Source organism: Streptomyces sp. NPDC040432 (assembly GCF_055595445.1).
On sequence record NZ_JBVIVP010000014.1, the window covers coordinates 78,316 to 93,859 of the forward strand.

12 protein-coding genes and 1 tRNA gene are annotated in these 15,544 nt (G+C 73.5%); 8 read left to right on the forward strand and 5 right to left on the reverse strand.

Annotated features, from left to right (window positions below):
• Positions 1-43: 43 nt before the first annotated feature.
• Complete coding sequence (locus ACZ58N_RS25620; protein ID WP_471164171.1) at positions 44-1,624, reverse strand: adenosine deaminase family protein; 1,581 nt, start codon at positions 1,622-1,624, stop codon at positions 44-46.
• 350 nt (positions 1,625-1,974) lie between these two features.
• Between ACZ58N_RS25620 and ACZ58N_RS25625 the strand changes: the two genes are divergently transcribed.
• From ACZ58N_RS25625 to ACZ58N_RS25635, 3 genes are all read left to right on the forward strand, one after another.
• Positions 1,975-3,387 carry a family 2B encapsulin nanocompartment shell protein gene (locus ACZ58N_RS25625; protein ID WP_471164174.1) on the forward strand — a complete coding sequence of 471 codons (1,413 nt, stop codon included), beginning with the start codon at positions 1,975-1,977 and terminating at the stop codon, positions 3,385-3,387.
• A 279-nt stretch (positions 3,388-3,666) separates the two neighbouring features.
• Positions 3,667-4,965 (forward strand): family 2 encapsulin nanocompartment cargo protein terpene cyclase, encoded by a 1,299-nt coding sequence (locus tag ACZ58N_RS25630; protein WP_471164395.1) that lies wholly within the window; start codon positions 3,667-3,669, stop codon positions 4,963-4,965.
• 14 nt (positions 4,966-4,979) lie between these two features.
• Positions 4,980-5,861, forward strand: a complete 882-nt coding sequence (locus ACZ58N_RS25635) for a geranyl diphosphate 2-C-methyltransferase (protein ID WP_471164177.1) — start codon at positions 4,980-4,982, stop codon at positions 5,859-5,861.
• A 113-nt stretch (positions 5,862-5,974) separates the two neighbouring features.
• Here ACZ58N_RS25635 and ACZ58N_RS25640 read toward each other — a convergent pair whose 3' ends face one another.
• On the reverse strand, positions 5,975-7,810 hold the full coding sequence (locus tag ACZ58N_RS25640; RefSeq protein WP_471164180.1) for a hypothetical protein: 1,836 nt from the start codon (positions 7,808-7,810) through the stop codon (positions 5,975-5,977).
• 203 nt (positions 7,811-8,013) lie between these two features.
• On the opposite strand from ACZ58N_RS25640, the gene ACZ58N_RS25645 reads away from it, so the two are divergent.
• The 4 genes from ACZ58N_RS25645 to ACZ58N_RS25660 all read left to right on the forward strand — a co-directional run bounded on the left by ACZ58N_RS25645 (position 8,014) and on the right by ACZ58N_RS25660 (position 11,468).
• Positions 8,014-8,682: a TetR/AcrR family transcriptional regulator gene (locus ACZ58N_RS25645; protein WP_471164182.1), complete on the forward strand. Its 669-nt coding sequence runs from the start codon at positions 8,014-8,016 to the stop codon at positions 8,680-8,682.
• 252 nt (positions 8,683-8,934) lie between these two features.
• Entirely contained in the window at positions 8,935-10,107 is a 1,173-nt protein-coding gene (locus ACZ58N_RS25650) for a UDP-N-acetylglucosamine--N-acetylmuramyl-(pentapeptide) pyrophosphoryl-undecaprenol N-acetylglucosamine transferase (protein WP_471164185.1), read from the forward strand.
• A 165-nt stretch (positions 10,108-10,272) separates the two neighbouring features.
• Positions 10,273-11,154, forward strand: coding sequence for an alpha/beta fold hydrolase (locus ACZ58N_RS25655; RefSeq protein ID WP_471164187.1), 882 nt, complete (start codon positions 10,273-10,275; stop codon positions 11,152-11,154).
• Between the two features lie 53 nt (positions 11,155-11,207).
• Positions 11,208-11,468 carry a glycine zipper domain-containing protein gene (locus tag ACZ58N_RS25660; protein ID WP_471164190.1) on the forward strand — a complete coding sequence of 87 codons (261 nt, stop codon included), beginning with the start codon at positions 11,208-11,210 and terminating at the stop codon, positions 11,466-11,468.
• Positions 11,469-11,533: 65 nt separating this feature from the next.
• Here ACZ58N_RS25660 and ACZ58N_RS25665 read toward each other — a convergent pair.
• A tRNA-Trp gene (locus ACZ58N_RS25665) sits at positions 11,534-11,608 on the reverse strand.
• 70 nt (positions 11,609-11,678) lie between these two features.
• Positions 11,679-12,539, reverse strand: coding sequence for a GNAT family N-acetyltransferase (locus tag ACZ58N_RS25670; RefSeq protein ID WP_471164193.1), 861 nt, complete (start codon positions 12,537-12,539; stop codon positions 11,679-11,681).
• 413 nt (positions 12,540-12,952) lie between these two features.
• On the opposite strand from ACZ58N_RS25670, the gene ACZ58N_RS25675 reads away from it, so the two are divergent.
• Positions 12,953-13,987, forward strand: a complete 1,035-nt coding sequence (locus ACZ58N_RS25675) for an RNA ligase family protein (protein WP_471164195.1) — start codon at positions 12,953-12,955, stop codon at positions 13,985-13,987.
• A gap of 51 nt (positions 13,988-14,038) precedes the next feature.
• Here ACZ58N_RS25675 and ACZ58N_RS25680 read toward each other — a convergent pair whose 3' ends face one another.
• Positions 14,039-15,451 carry a DUF7824 domain-containing protein gene (locus ACZ58N_RS25680; protein WP_471164198.1) on the reverse strand — a complete coding sequence of 471 codons (1,413 nt, stop codon included), beginning with the start codon at positions 15,449-15,451 and terminating at the stop codon, positions 14,039-14,041.
• Positions 15,452-15,544 lie beyond the last annotated feature (93 nt).

Here is a 15,544-nt window from a genome sequence, read left to right on the forward strand (position 1 = left end):
GGGCGAACCGGGCGGGGGCCGGACCGGGTCGGTGCGGACCGGGTCAGCGCGGGCCGGGGCGGTCCGGCCGCGTGCGATCGGCCTCGAAGCGGGCGAACGCCGCCTCCTGGCGCCATTGCACCTGAGCCTTCGGGCTGGACTCCAGGAGCCGCTCGCACCGCCGGCCGACGTGCTCGGCGCCGGGCGTCTCGCCGGCGCACACCGCGACGGGCCGGTAGCCGGTGCGGACGTCGCTCTGCCACAGGCTCCGCCCCGGCAGGAAGGAGTGGTCGAGCGAGGCCCGCGCGAGGTCCTTCAGCTCGCGGTAGCGCAGCCCGTACATCTCCGAGGCCCGGCGGTACTCGTCGGTGATCCCGATCCGCGACACGCCCGGATCGTCCGTGGCCAGTACCACCGGAACGCCGAAGCGGCGGTACGTGGCGAACGGGTGCGCGTCCCCCGAGACCCGCAGGATCTGCTCGTTGCTGTGGAAGGGCACCTCCACCGCGATCCGTCGCTCGGCCATGTGGCGCATCAGGGACTCCCACCGGTCCTCGTGCAGCACGGACACGCCGTGGCCGATCCGCTCGGCCCGGCCCGTCTGCGCGGCCTCACGGATGTGGAAGGTGAGGTCCTCCGGCTTGACCAGGCCCGGGACGAGCTCGCCCGCGTGCAGGGTGATGTGCGCCTTCGGGTACTGGGACTTGAGGTAGTTCAGCATCCGCATGTGCAGCCGGTAGTCGCGCAGGGCCACCGGGTCGTCCTCGGGCTGCACCAGGTTCACGGCGACGAACCGGGGATCGCGCTCCGCCAGTCGCATGCCGAGCGCCATCTGGGTGAAGACCCGCTCCGGCGTGCCCGCGCGCCCGACCTGCGAGATCCATCGGTAGGGCAGCGCACACGCCGGGTCGGGGCGCCGGGTGTCGCAGTGCGCGGCCGTGCGGAAGTCGACGTCGGTGGTGTCCGCGTTGGCGCGCGCCTGCCGTACGACCGTGTCGAGGGCGCCGTCGGCGAGCAGCTTGTCGTGCATGCGGTCGAGGTCGGCGTCGAAGCCGATCCGGTCGGCGAGCGCGCGGGCCTCGGTGGAGGCCGGGGAGATCATCGTCTCCAGGTAGAACTGCTTCTGCCGGGCGGCCGTGTTGGCGACCTCGGCGAGCATCCGGCCCGGGTGGCGCCAGGTGACCTCGCCGAACTTGCCGAAGGTGGCGAAGAAGTGGTCGTGTCCGTTCCCGTCGGCCGGGAAGTCCTGCATGGACCAGGCCCGGATGACCTGGCGGCGGAACTCCGCGTCGGTCACGGCGTCGGCCGCCGGACGGGTGCCGGCGCCGCAGGGCGGCGGGACGGCCGTGCTCGTGGCCGTGACGACGCACAGCCCGTCCTCGGCGGCCAGTTCGATCAGGAACTCGGTGGAGACGGCGCCGGCGAGGTGGTTGTGCAGGTCGCCGCCCTTCGGGAGGTCCACGAAGAAGTCCCGCAACCGCCCGGGCTGCCGGTGCAGACCGGACAGGTACAGGTCGACGGCCTTCTCGGCGGCCGTGCCGGGAGCGGACGGTTCGGGAGCGGAGGGAAGCGGAGCCGCGTGGGCGGACGAGGGCGCGAGGAGTGCCAGTGCGGAGAGCGCACCGATCACGTGCGGGGAGATCACCGGCACATCCTGGTGATGAGGTGGGCCGCCGGCCGGTGCGACGGGCCGCACGTTTGCGGCTATCACCCGGGAGGGTTCGGACGAATCGTTCCTCCCGTTCCGGTACGACAACTCGGCTGCACACCAAGCCATTTGGCATGTCCGAATATCGTCTGAACGGGCTTCAAACACCCCACGCCGCAAGATCACCGCATTGAGGTAATACCCACGGGATCTTGGGGCCGATCAGCCCCGTCCGTGGTTAGTGTGCTTCCGGATCTGGACGGATTGCCCGGATATTCGCCCCCTCGTTTCCCGTGGGTGGCATACACGTGCGCCGATCACCACCGCTACGAAGGAGAACCTGTCCGATGACCGTGGACACCAGCCCAGAGGCGCAGCTGGAGCCGCCCCCGCAGAGCAGCCTCGGTACGGCCGCTGCCCGGAACCTCGCCACCACGACGAAGTCCGCCCCGCAGATGCAGGAGATCAGCTCCCGCTGGCTGCTGAAGATGCTCCCCTGGGTGGAGACCCAGGGCGGCACCTACCGGGTGAACCGCCGCCTGAGCTACACCGTCGGTGACGGGCGCGTCGAGTTCGTCCAGGACGGCGCCCGCGTCCGGGTCATCCCCCGCGAGCTCGGTGAACTCGCCATGCTGCGCGGCTTCGACGACATCGGCGTGCTGACCGCGCTCGCCGACCGGTGCGTGCAGCGCGACTTCCGGGCCGGCGAGGTGTTGGTCGAACGGGGCGCTCCCGCCGAGCGGATCCACCTCATCGCCCACGGTCGCATCACCCAGACCTCCGTCGGCAAGTACGGCGACGAAGTGACCGTCGCCGTGCTCGCCGAGGGCGACCGCTTCGGCGAGCACGCGCTGTTGGAAACCGGCGCTACGTGGGACCACACCGCCACCGCCGCCACCTCCGGCACCCTCCTCACCCTCGACCGGGCCGAGTTCGACTCCGTACTGTCCTCGGCGCCGAACCTCCGGGCCCACGTCGAGCGGTTCGGCACGCTCCCGCTCCAGCGGCAGAACCGGCACGGCGAGGCCGAGATCGCGATGTCCGCCGGCCACACCGGCGAAGCCGAACTGCCCGGCACCTTCGTCGACTACGAGCTCAATCCGCGCGAGTACGAACTCTCCATCGCCCAGACGGTCCTGCGCGTCCACACGAGGGTCGCCGACCTCTACAACCAGCCGATGAACCAGACCGAGGAACAGCTCAGGCTCACCATCGAGGCGCTGCGCGAGCGCCAGGAGTACGAGCTGATCAACAACCGGGAGTTCGGGCTGCTCCACAACGCGGCCTTCAAGCAGCGGATCCAGACCCACTCCGGGCCGCCCACCCCGGACGACCTCGACGAACTGCTCTGCCGCCGCCGCGGCTCGCGTTTCTTCCTGGCGCACCCCAGGACCATCGCGGCGATCGGCCGCGAGTTCAACGCCCGAGGGCTCTACCCGGACCACGTCGACCTCGGCGGCCAGCAGGTGCCGGCCTGGCGGGGGGTGCCGATCCTGCCCTGCGGCAAGATCCCGATCAGCAAGGAGAACACCAGCTCGATCCTGGTGATGCGCACGGGCGAGGACAAGCAGGGCGTCATCGGACTGCACCAGACCGGGCTGCCGGAGGAGTACGAGCCCGGGTTGTCGGTGCGCTTCATGGGCATCGACGAGCGCTCGATCATCTCCTACCTCGTCACCACCTACTACTCCGCCGCCATCCTGGTGCCCGACGCGCTCGGAGTCCTGGAGAACGTCCAGATCGCCCGCAGGCCCGACTAGCCGGCCGGCCGGGCCGCGCCCCGGCACCAACAGGAAGGGTCGGCCCGCACGGGTCGACCCACCTGAAGCGCGGGCCCGGGAGACCGTCCCGGGCCGCCCACACGCCCGGGATCCGGGACAGCCCCCTCACCCAGCAAGGAGTCACGGATGCCCGCTCCCGGGCCCTCCCCCCTGCAATCGAGCCTGCCCGGCGCGGCGGCCCGCTTCGGGGCCCACGGCCACGGCCGGGGCATCGAAGCCTTCGGCGGCCCACGGCCCACTCCGCCGGACGCGGCCACCGTGCCGCTCGCCGCCCCCGCCCCTCCGGAAACCCCCGCCCCTCACGCGGTGCCCCTCGCCCCCGTGGTGCCCCTTCCGCCGGTGGCACCCACCCCACCCGTGGCACCCACCCCGCCCGTGGTGCCCCTTCCGCCGGTGGTGCCGATCCGGCCCGCCGTACCGACGCCGCCCGACGCCCCGCCTCCCGCCGCGGCGGGAGCCCCGCGCCCCGCCCTGGAGCGGATCCTGCGCGGTCCCAGCGGGCTGGGTACGGCCGGCCTCTACCCGACCCGGTCGCGCGAGGAACTCCTCGCCCCCGTGGACCCGCCCGCACCGCCCGTGGGCAATCCGGTCCCGGGCCTCTACCACCACCCGGTGGCGGAGCCCGACCCGGTACGGGTGGAGGAGGTCGGCCGCCGCATCAAGGCATGGGCGGTGGACGAGGTGGAGCTGTTCCCGCCCGACTGGGAGGACCAGTTCGACGGGTTCTCCCTCGGCCGGTACATGGTCGCCTGTCATCCGGACGCACCCACCCTCGACCACCTGATGATCGCCACCCGGCTGATGGCCGCCGAGAACGCGGTCGACGACTGCTACTGCGAGGACCACGGAGGCTCACCCATCGGCCTCGGCGGACGCCTCCTGCTGGCCCACACCGCCCTGGACCCCCTCCACACGACGGCCGAATACCAACCGGACTGGGCACGGTCCCTCCACGCGGACGCGCCCCGGCGCGCCTACCGCTCGGCCATGGAGTACTTCCTCAAGGAAGCCACCCCCTCGCAGGCCGACCGGTACCGGCACGACATGGCCCGCCTGCACCTCGGATACCTCGCCGAGGCCGCCTGGGCCGAGACCGACTACGTCCCGGAGGTGTGGGAGTACCTCTCGATGCGGCAGTTCAACAACTTCCGCCCGTGCCCCACCATCACCGACACCGTCGGCGGCTACGAACTGCCGGCGGACCTGCACGCCCAACCGGCGATGCAACGTGTCCTCGCCCTCGCCGGGAACGCCACCACCATCGTCAACGACCTGTACTCCTACACCAAGGAGTTGGCGAGTCCCGGCACGCACCTGAACCTGCCCGTGGTGATCGCCGAACGAGAGGACTGCTCCGTTCGCGATGCCTACCTCAAGGCGGTCGAGGTCCACAACGACCTCATGCACTCCTTCGAGGCCGAGGCCGCCGAACTGGCGGCCGCCTGCCCCGTCCCGAACGTGCTGCGCTTCCTGCGGGGTGTGGCCGTGTGGGTCGACGGCAACCACTACTGGCACCAGACCAACACCTTCCGCTACAGCCTGCCCGACTTCTGGTAAGGACGGATACATCTGTGACCAACACCGAGCTCACCACCGCGACCTCCTCGGCATTCATCCCGACCCCGGCGACGCCCTACCAAGGTGACATCGCCCGCTACTGGGACCACGAGGCCCGGCCGGTGAATCTTCGTCTCGGCGACGTCGACGGGCTCTACCACCACCACTACGGCATCGGCGACGTCGACCACGCGGCACTCGGCGACACCGCGGACAGCGAGTACGAGAAGAAGCTGATCGCCGAACTGCACCGACTGGAGTCGGCCCAGGCCGACGTCCTGCTGGACCACCTCGGGACCATCGGACGCGATGACACCCTCGTCGACGCCGGTTGCGGGCGTGGTGGTTCGTCCGTCATGGCCCACCAGCGCTTCGGCTGCAAGGTGGAGGGCGTCACGCTGTCGGCCAAGCAGGCCGAGTTCGCCAACCGGCGCGCCCAGGAACTGGGCATCGCCGATTCCGTCCGCGCGCGCGTCTGCAACATGCTTGACATGCCCTTCGAGACGGGGCGGGCCGCAGGCTCGTGGAACAACGAGTCGAGTATGTACGTCGACCTGCACGACCTCTTCGCCGAGCACTCCCGGGTGCTCTCCGTCGGAGGCCGGTACGTGACCATCACCGGTTGCTGGAACCCGCGCTACGGGCAGCCCTCGAAGTGGGTATCGCAGATCAACGCGCACTTCGAGTGCAACATCCACTCCCGCCGTGAGTACATGCGGGCGCTGGCCGACAACCGTCTCGTACCGCAGGCCGTCATCGACCTGACCCCGGCGACCCTGCCCTACTGGGAGTTGCGGGCCACGTCCTCCCTGGTCACCGGCATCGAGGAGGCGTTCATCAACTCGTACAAGGACGGCTCCTTCCAGTACCTGCTGATCGCGGCCGACCGCGTCTGACCCGACGCTCGCCCGACCGGACGGGCCGGACCCGTATCCCCACGGGCCCGGCCCCTCCGCACGTCCCGTCGTCCCGGCCCGAGGAGGACTCCTCGGGCCGGGACGACGGGACTTCAGAGCGGATCCGATGGCTGGCGGAGGCCGTTCTCGCGGGTCGCCGTCGCGTCGGTGATCCGACTCAGGGCAGCCCGGGCCGCCGCCGCCAGGCGCTCGTCGGCCCGCGTCTCCTCGTCGAAGTTGCCGATGTACATGCGGACCCGGTCCCGCCGCTCGGCCACCTCGCGCAGCGCGGGTACGGCCCGGGCGGCGGCGGGGCCCATGGCGCCCAGGACCGTGCAGACGTACACGCCGAACCCTTCCCCGGCCAGGTGGGGCACCAGCACGTCGAGGACGAGCTCCGCGACGGCGTCCCCCTCGTGGCGCCACAGGATGCCGGCGCACCTCGGGTGCACGGCACGCCCCGCCGGGTCCGCGCAGGCCTCCCGCAGGTACGCGACGTGGCGCGGCCCAAGACCGCCGTTCGCGGCGATCCAGTCCAGCAGGTCCGCGGCCAGGCGCAGTTCACGCCGCCTCGCCGGTAGCCCCGCGAAGACCCGCTCGGCCCGCCGCCGGTCCCCGGTGATCCGGATCAGCGCCATCTCCACCTCCCCGGTGAACCGGCCGGCGGTGCCCCCGCGGAGGCTTTCGAGCAGCGGCACCGCGGCGGCCGCCGCGGGGCCGATCCCGCCGAGTGCGAGGACGGCCTGGGTTCGTCGCCCCGTCGTACCGTCGCCGTCCGGGGCGAGTACGCGCAGCAACTGCGGTACGGCGTCCTCCGCCGCGGGCCCGCAGGAGCGCAGCACACCGAGGGCGGCCCACACCGTACCGTCGGCCACGCCCTCGCGCCGGTCGAGGAAGTCGGCAGCCGCCGCCACGAGGGGCCGCGGGTCGCAACCGGCCCGGGCCAACCCTTCGACGCCCTCCGCCACCGTTCGGGCGGAGGCGCCCCCGGCGACGAGCCGGCAGAGCTGCGGCAGAGCCCGCACCTCGCCGATCCGGGCCAGGGCGGGAGCCGCCACCGCCGGCAACTCGTCGAGAAGTGAAGCGAGTTGCTCGGCGCAGAGCCGGGTGGTCGCCAGCGGGCCCGAGACGGCTGCGGCGGCCGCCGCCCGCACACCGGGGTCCGCCGCGCCGTCCAACATCGGGCGCAGGTGCGGTACGAGCGCCCGCGGAGCCGTCCGCCATTCCCGCAGGGCGATCGCAGCCATGTCGACCGCGGCACACCGCGCCACCACGGTGTCGCGCGCGGCGAGCAGGCCGATGTCCGCGTAGCAGGTCTCCGCGTCGCCGGCCCGGGTCGCGGCCAGGCCCCACACGGTGCCCGCACCCCACCTCGCCCGGCCTCCCGGTCCGCCGAGGCGGTCGCCGGCCGCGTCGAGATCGGCCAGGACGGCGTCGGTGTCGGGCCGCAGGGTGGCGCGGAGTCGGATCGCCGGGTCCCGGTCGGCGCGCAGCGTCAGCCGGTCCGGTCCGTCGCCCCGCGTCAGCAGGGCCTCGGCCAGTGCCGTCCGGGTCACGGGATCCGGCTCGGGTTCCGGTCCGGTGAGCAGTCCGCCGGCCCGGTGGTGATCGGCGGCGGTCAGCAGCCAGGCGGCGGCGCGCCGCACCGGCGCGTTCGGATCGCGCGTCAGGAGCACGGCGACGGCCGCCACGGCGGGCCACGGGGCGGCACCGTTTCCGCACAGGCCGCTCAGCAACTCCACGAGGAGGAGACGAGGTCGCACCGGAGCATCGAGTACCTCGGCGAGCAACCGGGCGGTCACCGGCCCGTCCCGATCCTTCCCCACGGCGTCGAGGATCGCCCTGTGCGCGGCGCCGCAGCGGGCGGAGGCGCGATCGCGGACGGCCTCGTGGATCCAGGTCTCCACACAGTCGGCCGGACCGTGGAAGCCCGGCGGCAGGGGCCTCATCGGCCCGGGCGGAGCACGCCCTTTCGCATCGTCATGCCGTGATCGTCGCCGAGGTCACCCCTGCGGCACAAGCGGTAGCCGTGGGCCGCCCCGTCCGGAAGCAATGCGAGCGCATCGGAACTGTAGCCTGGTGAGCCGTGCGCGCGCCCGTCGTGCGGCGCGCGCGGGAGGACCGACACACGGGAAACAGGAGGCGGCCGGACATGCCCCGACAGGTGGATCACGCGGGCCGGCGGCGCCTCATCGCCGGGGCCGTCTGCGAGCTCGCCGACGAGCACGGCCTGGAGGGCGTGTCACTGCGTGACGTCGCCGCCCGCGCGCAGGTGTCGATGGGCGCCGTCCAGCGGTGCTTCCGCACCAAGGAGGAGATGCTCGTGTTCGCGCTCGGGCACATCGGCGAACTGATCGGCGAACGCGTCCAGGCCCGCCTGGTCAGGAGTCCGGCCCAGTCCGCGCGCACGGCCCTGGGGCACGCCGCCACCGAGGTCGCGCTGCTCCGCGAGGAACACCGGGCCGAAGCCAGGGTCTGGCTCGCGTTCGTCGCGCAGGCGGCAGTCGACACGGCGCTCGCCACACCGCTCAGGGCGAACTACGGAGAGCTCCAGGAGGCCTTCGCCCGCCTGATCGCGGAGGCGGACGCGGGTGCCGGGTCGCAGGGCGACGGGGAGGGCGACGGGGAGCGGCGAGCGGCTGCCGACGCGGGCGCCGACACCGTTCGGCCCGTACCGCTCGACCCGCAGCGCGAGGCCCGTACGCTCCTCGCCCTCGCCGACGGTCTCACCACCCACGTCCTCATCGGCCACCTCGCGGAATCGCAGGCGCGGGACGTGCTCCACGCCCACCTCCGGCGGCTTTGGGAACAGCCCGCCTGATGCGCTACAGTCGATCTTGCGTTCGCCGCCGTGATCACGGCAGCGTCCCGTGCGTTGGTGGTCCAAGGAAAGACGCCCCACTTCCCGTGGGGAAATGCAGGTGCAAGGCCTGCCCAGCGCTCCGATGCGAAGGTCCCGTCCCCTCAGGGGGTCGGGACCTTCGTGCGTGGTCCACCCCTCCGGGTCGGGTCCGGGCACCCGCGCCGACCCGCGATCGTAGGACGCGCGTACGAGGCCAGTAGGGTGTGCAGGGTGAACACTTCCGCACTCCCGCGTTCCTTCCGGTTGCTCGTGACGGGCGGAGGGACCGGCGGTCACACGTATCCCGCTCTGACGGCGATCCGGACGCTGCAAGGTCGCCTCGCGGCCCAGGGCAGCACCCTCGACGTCCTGTGGATCGGCACGGCCGACGGTCTCGAAGCGCGCGTCGCCCCGGCCGAGGGAATCGCCTTCAAGACGGTGGCGACGGGCAAGATCCGGCGTTCGGCCAACCCCCTGAAGATGCTGTCCGCCGCGAACGTGAAGGACATGGCACGCGTGCCCCTCGGCGTGGCCCAGGCCCGCTCCATCGTGTCCGAATTCGAGCCCGACGTCGTCCTGGCCACCGGCGGCTACGTCGCCGTACCGGCCGGCCTCGCCGCGCGCCTGTGCCGCCGCCCGCTCGTCCTCCACGAGCAGACCGTCCGGCTCGGACTGGCCAACCGGAAGCTGGCGAGCTCCGCGACCCGCATCGCCCTGTCCTCCGACTCCTCGCTCGACCTGCTCCCCGCCGAGCTGCGCGGCGCGGCCGTCGTCACCGGCAACCCCGTCCGGCCGGAGGTGCTGACCGGGCACCCCGACAAGGCGGTGTACGCGCTGAACCTCACCGGCTTCGACCGCCGGCTGCCGACCGTGTACGTCACCGGCGGCGCCCAGGGCGCCCAACAGATCAACGGGGTCGTCCGGGACACCCTTCCGTGGCTCCTGGGCCACGCGAACGTGATCCACCAGTGCGGCCCGGCGAACGTGGACGAACTCCGCGCGGCCGCCGCCGGCCTGGACCCGGTCCTCGCCGGCCGCTACCACCTGACCGGTTTCGTCGGACCGGAACTGCCCGACGTCCTGGCACTGGCCGACGTCGTCGTGTCGCGCAGCGGCGCCGGCACGCTGGCCGAACTGACCGCGCTCGGCAAGCCGGCCGTGTTCGTGCCGCTCGCCACCTCCGCGGGCAACGAGCAGGCCCACAACGCGCAGCACCTCGCCGACGCGGGCGCGGCCGTCGCCCTGCTCGGGGACGTCACCCCGGAGACCCTCTGGAACGCCCTCGGCCCGCTCCTGACCGACCCGGCCCGCCGCTCGGCGATGGCGGAGCGCGCACGCGCGCACGGCCGGCCCGACGCCGCGGAGCGGCTCGTCGACGTCCTGCTGGCCGCCGCCGCAGGCTGACCGAGCACACTGTTCCGCTCCACCCGGGGCCCGTGCCACCGCCCGTCCGGTGACACGGGCCCCGGCCTTTCACGGCACGGCCGAAACCCGTACGCCGCCGAGCGATGAGTTCCGGCGCTCCCGACGGTCAACCCCTCCGACAGCACACACCAGCAGGAGGACCCCATGACCGCAACCGTGACCCGCACGCTGGAATCCACGGGCGCCACCCTCACGTACGACGTCCACGGCGGGGACGACCGGCCCGAGGGCGGGACCCGGCCCGCCCTGTTCCTGATCGGCTCCCCGATGGACGCGGCCGGATTCGTGAGCCTGGCCGCGCACTTCACCGATCGCACCGTGATCACGTACGACCCGCGGGGCACCGGCCGCAGCGCCCGTACCGACGGCGCCGCCGAGACGCTGCCGCAGGAGCACGCCGAGGACCTGCGCAGGGTGATCGAGGCCGCCGGCGCGGGGACCGTCGACGTGTTCGCGAGCAGCGGCGGAGCCGTCAACGGGCTCGCCCTGGTGGCCCGGTACCCGGATCTTGTCCGTACCCTCGTCGCGCACGAGCCGCCGCTCGCGCAGGTGCTGCCCGACCGGGAGGCGGCACTGGAGGTGTGCGCGGACATCCACGCGACCTACCTGCGCGAGGGCATGGGGCGGGCCATGGCGAAGTTCCTGGTCATGGCCACCCGCACCGGACCGATCCCGGCGAACTGGCGGGAGGAGCCCGCGCCGGACCCGGCCGCCTTCGGCCTGCCCGTCGAGGACGACGGCACGCGCGGTGATCCACTGCTGGGACAGAACATGCGCGGCTGCACCGCCTACCGGCCCGACTTCGCCGCGCTCCGGGCCGCGGGGACGCGGATCGTCATCGCGGAGGGAAAGGAATCGCAGGGGCAGTTCCCCGCGCGCGCCGCGGCCGGTACCGCGGAGGCGCTGGGGCTCGGAACCGTCCTGTTCCCCAGCCACCACGGCGGCTTCCTCGGCGGCGAGTACGGCCAACAGGGAGAACCGGAGGCCTTCGCCCTGACCCTCCGCGAGGTCCTCGACCAGGACTGACCGGCCGGGGGCCGCCCGGAGATTCCCCCGCCGCGGTCTGCCAGACTGTGTGCATGACACATGAACAACCGTCCGTGGGCGGGGGGCCCGTGAACCCCGAGCCGCCGTCCGACGCGCCCGAGAACCAGGCCGCCTCCACCGCCTTGGCGGTGGGCCTCTCGTCGGGCGTCTCCCTCGGAGTGGCCCTGGGACTGCTCGTGTTCGACAACATCGGACTCGGCCTGGCCCTCGGCATGGGAATCGGCACCGCCCTCGGTGTCGGCCTCCCGGCCCTGCGTCAATCACGCCGGTCCGGTCCGGCGGACGCCCCCTAGACAGCCCTCGCCTCCCTCCGGCCCCCGGACCGCTCCGGCGGACCGGGGGCGGGCAGGGGGAGGGGCGGAGCCGGCCGGATTCGAACCGGCGTCCTCACGGTTTTGGAGACCGCGCGCGACGACCTCTGCGCTACGACTCCGCCCCCGGCGCCCATCGTACGTGCGGGGTGCCCGGGCGGCCGCCGGCGCGGTCGCGGACGGCCCCGTCGGCTACAGGGTCGGGAGGTCGATCGACCGGTACTCGTCCAGCACGGTGTAACCGGTGCTGTCGTAGAGGCCCATGGCGACCTCGTTGCCGCCGAAGACGTTGAACATCATCGCCCCGTCGCCACCGTGCCGGGCGGCCCACTCGCCGACGGCCATCGCGGCCCTGCCGTAGCCCTTGCCGCGGTGCTCCTCGTACACCTCCAGGGAGAAGCCGAAGGTCACACCCGGCAGGAACGCGTGCTTCACCCATCCGGTGCCGACCACCTGCCCGTCGGCCTCCATCGCGTAGAAGGCGTGGCCCGGGGTCCGGTACCCCTCGGGGAGGTAGCGGGCGAAATCCCGGTCGGACTTCTTCCGCGCCTGCTCCGCCGTCAGCGCGCCGGCCCGGACGATGTCCTTGACGTACCCGGCCTCCTCGGCGGCGTACCAGGCCGGGTACTCCTCCTCCGTGAGCGGACGAACCGTCAGGCCCGTTGGCAGTTGCGGGTGTTCCGCCGCGGCGCGGATCCGTATCTGTTGGCGCACGGGATAGTCGGCGAACCCTCCGGCTCCGCCCGTGAGCCTGACCTCGACCCGCCGCGCACCGTGCTCGGCGCACCACCGCTCGGCCCACGGACGCCCCTCCGGCGCGGTCAGGTCATGGATGCGTCCCACGGTCGTCCCGTGGTCCTCCGTCACCTCGACCGCGATCCAATCGGAGCCGTCCGTCGCGACCGTCCAGCCGTCGACGTTCTCCACGGTCCGCTCCAGCAGAGCCCGGGCGAGCGGCTCCGAGCACCCCGCGGCCCGGTACCTCGTGAGCACCCGCTCGTCGAACCCGCCACGCCATTCGCCCTGGTCGGGGACGATCTCCATCACGCTCATCCGGCCACCCTATGCGGAGGGTCGGCAGCGGAGCCCCTCAATTCCCGTCGTCCTGCCACAGCGGGCCCGCGCGCGGTTCGAGGTGGGGGTGGTGGCCGGGGAAGGAGGCCCGGGGACCGTCCCGTCCCCTCCCTCTCCTCCCGGGGGACCGGTCGGCGGGGGAGCGCGGTGGGTGAGTGCGCCGGGGAGGGCGGCGGTTGAGCGGCGCTCCCCGCCGGCCGGTCGGAAAACGGCGGGCCACCCCTCCACACGGCCCGCTACCATCGGGCCTCCACCCGATCCCGGCGGTCCGACGGAGGCACCGATGGCACAGGACCCCGCGCGGACACCCGGCCACCCCCAACGGGTGCGGCACGGCCGCCCGTCGCGCCGGCGGAAGACCTGGTGCACACCCGACACCGACGGCGGTGCGCATGACTGACCGCCACTGGTCGCCGTACCCGAAGATCCCCGCCCGTGCCCGGCTGGGCGAGGCGCGGGCCCGCGAATGGGTCGCGCTGGAGAAGGTCCACGGCGCGAACTTCGCCGTCGTCTGCGACGACATGGGCGTCCGCCCGGCCAAACGCCGCGAACTGCTCGGCGAGAGCGGACTCGACGACTTCTTCGGCGTGGGACGCGTCTGGCCGGCCCTGGCCGTCGCCGCGCACCGCTGCGCCACCGCCCTGCGCCGACGTCACGGCGCGGACCCCGCGGCCCCCGTCACCGTCTACGGCGAACTGGCCGGTGGCCGCTACCCGCACCCGGACGTGCGCCCCGACCCGAACACCGAGCCGGTGCAGACCGGCGTCTGGTACGCGCCCGGGCTGCTCTGGCTGCCGTTCGACGCCACGGTCGTCTCCGCGGACGGCGTCCGCTGGGTCGGGGACCGGGCCCTACGGGACGCCGCGTCCGTCGCGGGCCTGCACTGTGCCCCGCTGCTCGCGCGGGGCACCCTCGCCCAGGTCCGTGAACGGACCCCGGACTTCCCGACCCGCGTACCGGCGCTCCTGGGCCTGCCCGAACTGCCCGGAAACCGTGCGGAGGGGCTGGTCGTCAAACCCGCCGGCGAGTGGTGGGCGACCGGCGGTCCCGCAGTGGACGGCCCGGTGCCCGCGCGGCCGGTGGGCAAGTTCAAGCACCCGGCCTTCGCCGAGGACGAACGCTTCAACGGTTCGCGGCCCCACCGGGTACCCGCCGGCGGCGCCGCCGGCGTGCCCGGCTGGCTCCTCGCCCAGGTCACGGCCCTGCTCACGCCGGCCCGGGCGGCGGCCGCCGTCAGCAAGCTCGGCCCGCGCGCCCCGGTCGAGGAGGTGGCGTCCGAGATCGTCGGCGACGCGGTCGCGGAGACGGCCGAGGCCCTCGGTGGCCTGGAGGACGGGCAGGCCCCGGCCCTGGAGCGGGCCCTGCGGGCCGGAGCGCTGGAACTCGCCCTCTTCGACGCCTCCGACCGCCGGACCGGCTCGGCATGACCCCGAGAGTCCGCCGGGCCCGGGCGGCCACGGGATCCTCGCCGCACCGGATCAGCCTGCCAGTGCGTCACGCAACCGCCTTGCCTGCTTGATCAGTTGTGACGAACCCGGCCGTTCTGCGAGCGCGGTCACCTCGGGCAACCCACCGCGCGCCCCCGACAGCCCGGCGGAGTCCGCCGCGACGGCCAACAGCGCCCCGTGCGCCTGCGGTCGGGTGTGGGCGAGGAGCCCGGGGAGCGCCCCGGCCAGGACCGACCAGACCGCCGCCGCACCCTGCGCGGTGCCGGCGGCCGCCCGGAGGGATTCGGTGACCAGGGGCACCTTCAGGGTGCCGAGCCCGACGAGTTCGGTCAGCTCCCGGCCCAGTGACTCCCCGTCCAGCCGCCCGCGCGCGGCCAGCAGCACCAGCGACCGAACGGCCGCGTCCCTATCCGCCTGCGGGACGGAGGCGAGCCCGTACGCGAGCGCGAGGTGCACGGCGGGTCCGGCCGGGCCGTCGGTGGCGGCCAGGGCGTCCAGGAAGTCGGGGGTGCCGCGTCCGCCCTGCCCGCCCTGGTCGGCCGCCGAAGCGACCCCCGTGAGCAGCCGGGCGGCAGCGATCTCGGGGTGCCAGGGCAGCGCGGCGACCGTGTGCGCGTTGCGGAAGTCGGGCAGCGTCCAGTGCGGACAGGCGAGGTGCGGTTCGAACTTCCGGAAGAGCGACCAGAACCGGCGGGGGAAGTCGCCGCGACCCTCGATCGCCTCGTGCCCCACCAGGATCCGACGCCCCGCCCGTGCGCCCCGCCGCCGGCTGGGACGCTCGGGGACACCGGCCTCGCGTTCCCGCCGGGACGGCGGCCCCGGCAGACCGCCCCGGCGCAGCCAGGCCGCCACCCGCGGCCCCTCGGCCGAGTCCAACCGCTCCGCGGCGCGCACGGCTCCCGGATCGACCGGGCCCCCGCAGCGCAGCAGCGCCTGTCCCAGGTCGGCGGGGCCCGGCCGGATGCCGAGGCGCTCGTACTCGGCGAGGCGCGTGACCAACTCCTGCGGTTCGACGGCCCCGGAGCGGCGGCTGGGCACGGACAGCAGGAACGGCACGGTGTCACCCGCCCGCAGCCGGGCGGCGAGCTCGCCCACGCGCGCGCCCGCGACGTAGTCCAGGGCCGCGTGCTGACACAGTTCGAGCCAACCCGCCCCGGCACCCTTCCCGGCCTCCGCCCCCACCGGACCCACCGCGGCGCCGACGACGACGGCGAGGCCCCGCACCTGGGTGCCCGCCGCTCCGCCGACCTCGCGCGGGACGCCGGCCAGCGCGCCGGCCAAGGCCTCCCGGTCCCTGTGTCCGTGGACCATCACGGCGTTGAGGAGACGCTCGAACGTCTCCACGCCCGGATCGTGCCGGTCGGCCGACGCGGCCGCGATCTCTTCGGCGATCTCTTCGGCGAGCGCACCCGGTGAAGGTGCGGCGCATTCCCCCTGGATCATGTGCGGCAGGCTAGACCGTCGCACCGACAGTGAAGCTACTCAGACCTATTTGAGTACCTCCACCCCTGCCCGGGGCGCGTGGGGAAGCCGAGA